Source organism: Streptomyces sp. NPDC097981 (genome assembly GCF_040302565.1).
Lineage (GTDB): Bacteria > Actinomycetota > Actinomycetes > Streptomycetales > Streptomycetaceae > Streptomyces.
In genome coordinates this window covers 1-5,027 of record NZ_JBEORW010000129.1, presented here as the reverse complement: position 1 = coordinate 5,027, position 5,027 = coordinate 1, and the positions used below count along the sequence as shown (strand labels likewise).

7 protein-coding genes and 2 pseudogenes are annotated in these 5,027 nt (G+C 70.8%); 6 read left to right on the top strand and 3 right to left on the bottom strand.

The genetic code is table 11. The features are described from left to right. Positions 1-365 precede the first annotated feature (365 nt). A pseudogene (locus tag ABTY04_RS40255) lies at positions 366-446 on the top strand (TetR/AcrR family transcriptional regulator); the annotation flags it as partial. 60 nt (positions 447-506) lie between these two features. Here ABTY04_RS40255 and ABTY04_RS40250 read toward each other — a convergent pair. After that, a pseudogene (locus tag ABTY04_RS40250) lies at positions 507-665 on the bottom strand (serine hydrolase); the annotation flags it as partial. Positions 666-778: 113 nt separating this feature from the next. After that, positions 779-1,225 carry a TetR/AcrR family transcriptional regulator gene (locus ABTY04_RS40245; RefSeq protein WP_352218395.1) on the bottom strand — a complete coding sequence of 149 codons (447 nt, stop codon included), beginning with the start codon at positions 1,223-1,225 and terminating at the stop codon, positions 779-781. Between the two features lie 24 nt (positions 1,226-1,249). On the opposite strand from ABTY04_RS40245, the gene ABTY04_RS40240 reads away from it, so the two are divergent. From ABTY04_RS40240 to ABTY04_RS40230, 3 genes are all read left to right on the top strand, one after another. Next, entirely contained in the window at positions 1,250-1,621 is a 372-nt protein-coding gene (locus ABTY04_RS40240; RefSeq protein ID WP_352218394.1) for a nuclear transport factor 2 family protein, read from the top strand. A 36-nt stretch (positions 1,622-1,657) separates the two neighbouring features. Next, positions 1,658-1,789, top strand: a complete 132-nt coding sequence (locus tag ABTY04_RS40235; protein ID WP_352218393.1) for a hypothetical protein — start codon at positions 1,658-1,660, stop codon at positions 1,787-1,789. A gap of 69 nt (positions 1,790-1,858) precedes the next feature. Then, on the top strand, positions 1,859-1,981 hold the full coding sequence (locus ABTY04_RS40230; protein ID WP_352218392.1) for a hypothetical protein: 123 nt from the start codon (positions 1,859-1,861) through the stop codon (positions 1,979-1,981). A gap of 393 nt (positions 1,982-2,374) precedes the next feature. Here the strand turns inward: ABTY04_RS40230 and ABTY04_RS40225 are convergent, their stop codons facing one another. Then, positions 2,375-3,010, bottom strand: a complete 636-nt coding sequence (locus ABTY04_RS40225) for a TetR/AcrR family transcriptional regulator (protein ID WP_352218391.1) — start codon at positions 3,008-3,010, stop codon at positions 2,375-2,377. Between the two features lie 147 nt (positions 3,011-3,157). On the opposite strand from ABTY04_RS40225, the gene ABTY04_RS40220 reads away from it, so the two are divergent. Together ABTY04_RS40220 and ABTY04_RS40215 are read left to right on the top strand one after the other, a co-directional pair. Beyond that, positions 3,158-3,802 (top strand): DsbA family oxidoreductase, encoded by a 645-nt coding sequence (locus tag ABTY04_RS40220; RefSeq protein ID WP_352218390.1) that lies wholly within the window; start codon positions 3,158-3,160, stop codon positions 3,800-3,802. 109 nt (positions 3,803-3,911) lie between these two features. Then, complete coding sequence (locus tag ABTY04_RS40215; RefSeq protein ID WP_352218389.1) at positions 3,912-4,847, top strand: NADP-dependent oxidoreductase; 936 nt, start codon at positions 3,912-3,914, stop codon at positions 4,845-4,847. Positions 4,848-5,027 lie beyond the last annotated feature (180 nt).

Sequence of the window (5,027 nt, the reverse complement as noted above, 5' to 3'; positions counted from 1 at the left end):
GCCCTGCGGGGAGGCGGCCCGACGCGTACGCGACCAGCATCCGTGCATGTCCGCGAACCGCATCGGGTGTAGCGCTCTTCGAGGACCGGCTGATCCGTGCCTTTGCCGGTTCGACTCGGCTGCGGGTCGTGCGGGCCTTCCGGAGCCGGCAGGTCAGGCAGGTAGGGCCGTCCCTCGAACGGAGCTACGCCCTTCGTCCTCGGTGAGCAGATGTGGCGGTGCCGCGTCGGCCTCGAACGGGGCTTCCACGGTGCGCGGGCGGACGGCGGTGGTGCCGCCGAGGCGACCCGGAGAGCGAGGCCGTCCCCGGTGACGACACCACCCGGGAGCGCGGGGACCGGCCGGCAGCGCTCCTCGCCTCCTCGATGGCGCGCCGGCCGATCCTGTGCGACCTGCTCGGTTCGCAGACCAGCGTGCTGGAGCACAGCATCTGCGCAGAGAGGGCGATCCGGCACAAGCGCACCGCCCGGCAGGCTCTGCGGGCCCTGGTCCAACTTGTCACCCGGGGAGAATGTGTGCCGCAGGCGCAGCGGCTCGATGATCCGGTCCTGGACCTCCTCGCTCCACGGCCGTCCCGTCACCTTCTCGATGATCACGCCGGCGAGTATGTAGCCGGTGTTGGAGTAGGAGAAGCTGCGTCCGGACTCGCCGACGAGGACCGGCAGGTGGGGTACGTAGTCGGGCAGTGACAGCCACGATCACAACCGCTGCGCGGTGAGTACGAGGGACAAGCGCCTCGACCTGGCCTGCCCCCGCCCAACGTCACCAACGCACCCGTCTACACAGCGAGCGTGGGGTTCGGCGTGAGGATCCGTCGCAGGATGTCCTCGACCTCGGTGCGGGTAGGCGGCTGGCTGCCGGCCAGGCCGCGCAGGGTGAGCCCGTTCATCGCGGCGGTGACGGCCTGTGCCGTCAGCGGGTCGACGTAGGGCAGCAGGGCGTCGGTCGTGGCCTCCGTGTAGCGGTCCGCGAGCGGGCGCAGAGCGGGGCGTCGCAGGGCGGCCAGGTAGAGCTCCAACTCGACGACCTCGTAGGCGCGGTTCGGGCCGAAGACGCCCATCATGGCGTCGGTCAGCAGTACGACCAGCTGGTCAGTGCTCAGGCCTGGGCGCTGGTCCACCCACTCGCGCAGCATGGCGGCATAGCGCTCGTACGCGAGTGTGAGGGCGGCCTGGATGAGGTCGTCCTTGGCGGCGAAGTGGTAGGTGGTCGCACCCAGGGGCACGCCTGCCTCGTCGGCGACCGCCCGGTGGGTCAGGCCCTCGATGCCTGGGCCGCCGCCTACAACGACCAGGACTTCGACCGGTCCGGCGCCCTCTACACCCCTGATGTGCCCTATGCATGCGCAGCGTTCGGGCTCGCGTTCACCGGCCGCGACGCCTTCGTGGCTCACGTGAAGGAATACGCCGCCGCCGTGCCGGACCGGAGGATGACCGTTCGCCGGATCATCCCCAACGGGGAGGCCGTCGCCGCCGAGTTCGACTTCGCAGGCACCAGCTCCGGGGTACAGCCGGCCCTGCCCCCGAAGGGCGAACCGGTCCGCACCGGCTTCTGCACCGTCCTCGAACTGCACGACGGCCAGATCACCTCCCAGACCGACTACGTCGGCGGAGCCCGGTGACGAGCGGATACGGACACTCTCAGAAGGAGTCGGGGCATGGCGTATGACGAGGTACTGGCACAGCGGGTGCGGGAGCAGCTGGAGCCGCAGGGGGTGACCGCGAAGAAGATGTTCGGCGGGATCACCTTCCTGCTCCAGGGCAGTGCACTGGCCAACGTCTACGAGTAGGGCCTGATGGTGCGCGTCGGGCCCGCCGGGATGGACTAGGCCCTCGCCCGCCCGGGGACCAGGCAGCTGGTGTTCCGCGGCAAGGAACAGAACGGCTGGGTACTGCCGGCCGAGGAGACCCTGGACGACAACGTCCTGGACGACTGGCTGAAGTGGGCCATGAAGGTCACCGCGGAACTCCCACCCAAGTAACCCTCCAGCTGCAGTAGCCGACCACGGCGCAGGGGACGCTACCAGCGGCCCCCTACGCCGTCGTCGCAGGTTTCCGGCACGGTCTCGGGGCAATACCAAGCGGTATTCAGGCGCGGCGACCATCTGCTCGATTCGCGGTCGTCCCTTACCCTGGCCGCCGACGCCGACCCCGACCGCGCCACCCCGATGCCGCCGCGGGGGCAAGTGCAACGGCCCGCCCCGCCGGCGCGCGCTGTGTGACGAGCCCGCACGACGTCATCGCCGCCCGCATGAGCAGCGGTGCTCGCCGGGGCTCGGAACAACACGACACGTCGTCGTCACCACCATCGACGAGTCGCACAAGGGCTTGGACACGTTCGGCAACACCGTAAGCGCCCGCCCCCTCCCGGCCTACTACACCCTCGCGGCCATGACCGGGGCGTCGACGGGTGCCGCGACGGTGTCAAGCGGCCGGTACAGGAGAGCGAAGACGGAGTCCAGGCAGGCTGCAGCGCGGGCAGGGTCGGGGTCGACCTTGCGCATGATCTGCAGGCCTTGGACCAGGTTGAGCAGCAGCCGCGCACCCTCTCGCGGGGTGACGGCCGGAGCGAGTTCCCCGTCCCGCGCGGCCCGCTCCAACTGCGCCGTGAACGCTTCCTCGGCGTACCGGAGGTTCTGCCGGGCCAGCTTCGCGACCTCTTCGTCGTGCGGCAGCATCTCGGCGATGCTGTTGACGCTGAAGCACCCGGCGCTGCCGGAGGCCGCGTCAGCGGCGAGGAGCCGGCCCAGGACGTCCCGCAGCCGGGCGAGCGCCGGCCCCTTGTCGTCGAGCGCGGTGCCGAGCAGCCGGGTCTGGTGGTCCAGGTAGCGGCCGAGGGCCCGGATGAACAGCTGGTGCTTGTCCCCGAACGCCGCGTAGATCGATCCGCGGCCCAGCCCCAGCTCTGCCACGAGGTCGCTCATCGCGGTCGCCTCGTAGCCCTTGCGCCAGAACAGGATCATCGCCCGGTCCAGGATCGCTTCTTCGTCGAACGTGCGTGGTCTCGCCATGCACCCACGGTAGCGAAGGTCGGCGGCAGGGGCAGCATGTATTTGACTGGTCGTTCCAGAATGGGCTACGTTATGGAACGAGCGGTCCGGAACTCCCGAGGCGGAGCCGGGCCCACCCGTGAGAGAGACCCGTCAGGAGCGAGCGTCGTGAAGGTCGAGATCTATTCGGACCTGGTGTGCCCGTGGTGCTACATCGGCAAGCGCCGTTTCGAGAAGGCCCTGGCCGCCTTCCCGGAGGCGGCGGGCGTCGACGTCGTCTACCGGCCGTTCCAGCTCAACCCCGCGGCCCCCGAGACGGTCGAGCCCTCCGCGCACGTCTACGAGCGCAAGTTCGGTCGCCCCGCCGCGACCATCTTCGGCCCGCTGACCAGCGCCGCGGCCGCCGAGGGCATCACGTTCCGGATGGACGACGCCCTGGCCACCAACACCTTCCAGGCGCACCGGCTGCTCTGGTTCGCCCGGCGGCACGGACGCCAGGCAGAGGTGAAGGAGCGCCTGCTGGCGCACTACTTCACCGACGGCGGAAACCTCGGCGACCGCGAGGCACTCGCCGGGCTCGCCGAGGCGGCCGGCCTCGACCGCGCCGAGGCGCTGGCCTTCCTCGCCTCGTCCGAGGGAGCCGACGAAGTCCGTGCGGAACTTGCCGAAGCCGCCGCTCTCGGCGTCACGGCGGTCCCCACCTTCGTCATCGACGGCACTTTGGTGCTCCAGGGCGCACAGAGCCCCGAGGTCCTGCTCGAAGCCCTGGAGAGGGCCGCCGCAGGCGACCGGAGCCCCGCCGCCACCGCCTGATCCCACCGCACGCCGGCACACCAGTACGCCGGTGCGCGCACCACCCCCGCGCATCGCACGCAGCCCGGCTGTTCGGCAGCCCGGCACAGACTTGATCAAGGAGCTTCCCATGAAGGCAGCAGTCATCAACCAGTACGGCCAGGTCCGCGACGTGGTGCGGGTCACCGACGTGCCCGTACCCGCCGTCGGCCCCCGCGACGTGCTCATCGAGGTCCGCGCGGCCGGGGTCAATCCGGTGGACCACCTGATCGTCAAGGGCTTCCTGAGCGCGGGCGAGCCGACCCGGCCGCTGGTCATCGGCAACGAGCTCGCCGGTGTGGTGAGCGAGGTCGGCGGCGAGGTCACCCGCTTCGCGGTGGGCGACGAGGTCTTCTCCCGCGTCGACCCCCGCGTAGGCGGCGCCTTCGCCGAATACGTTGCCGTGGACCAGTCGCTGGTCGCCGCCAAGCCGTCGCGCCTGACTTTCGAGGAGGCCGCCTCGCTGCCCCTGGTCGCGCTTACCGCGCTGCAGGCCCTGACCGAGCAGGCCGACGTACGGGCCGGGACCCGCGTACTCATCCATGGCGCCGCCGGCGGCGTGGGCTCCGCCGCCGTCCAGATCGCCAAGCAGCTCGGCGCCGAGGTCGTGGCCACCGCGGGCGCCGGCAGCGTGGAACTGGTCCGCGAGCTCGGCGCCGACCGAGTGATCGACTACCGGGCCGAGAAGTTCGACGAGGTCGCCTCCGACGTCGACGTCGTCCTGGACACCATCGGCGGCGAGACCCAGGATCGGTCGTTCGGCGTACTCAAGGCCGGCGGCACGCTGGTCTCGATCGTCGCCATCGAGGACGCCGAGGCCAAGAAGGCCCAATGGAACGTCGAGGCCCGCAGCTTCTTCATGCGCCCGCACGGCGAGCAGCTGGCCCACCTCGCCGACCTGGTGGAGTCCGGGCAGCTCCGGCCGATCGTCGAGACGGTCTTCCCGCTCGACGAGGCCTCCGAGGCCCTGCAGAAGGTGGAGCGGGGCGGCGCCCGCGGCAAGACCGTCATCGGAGTCCGCGCCTGACCGCGCCCCCGCTCGCGGAGGCCGCCGACCGCCCCACGGTCAGCGGCCTCCGCGTTGCACTGCCTGCCGCCCTTGCGAGGCGCTCAGTGGACGTTAAGTCCGTTTCTGGTAGCGGCCTCGTTCGGGTTGGGTGAGGAAGCCTTGGCGGGTGAGGCGTCCGAGGCGGCTGCGGGTGATGTT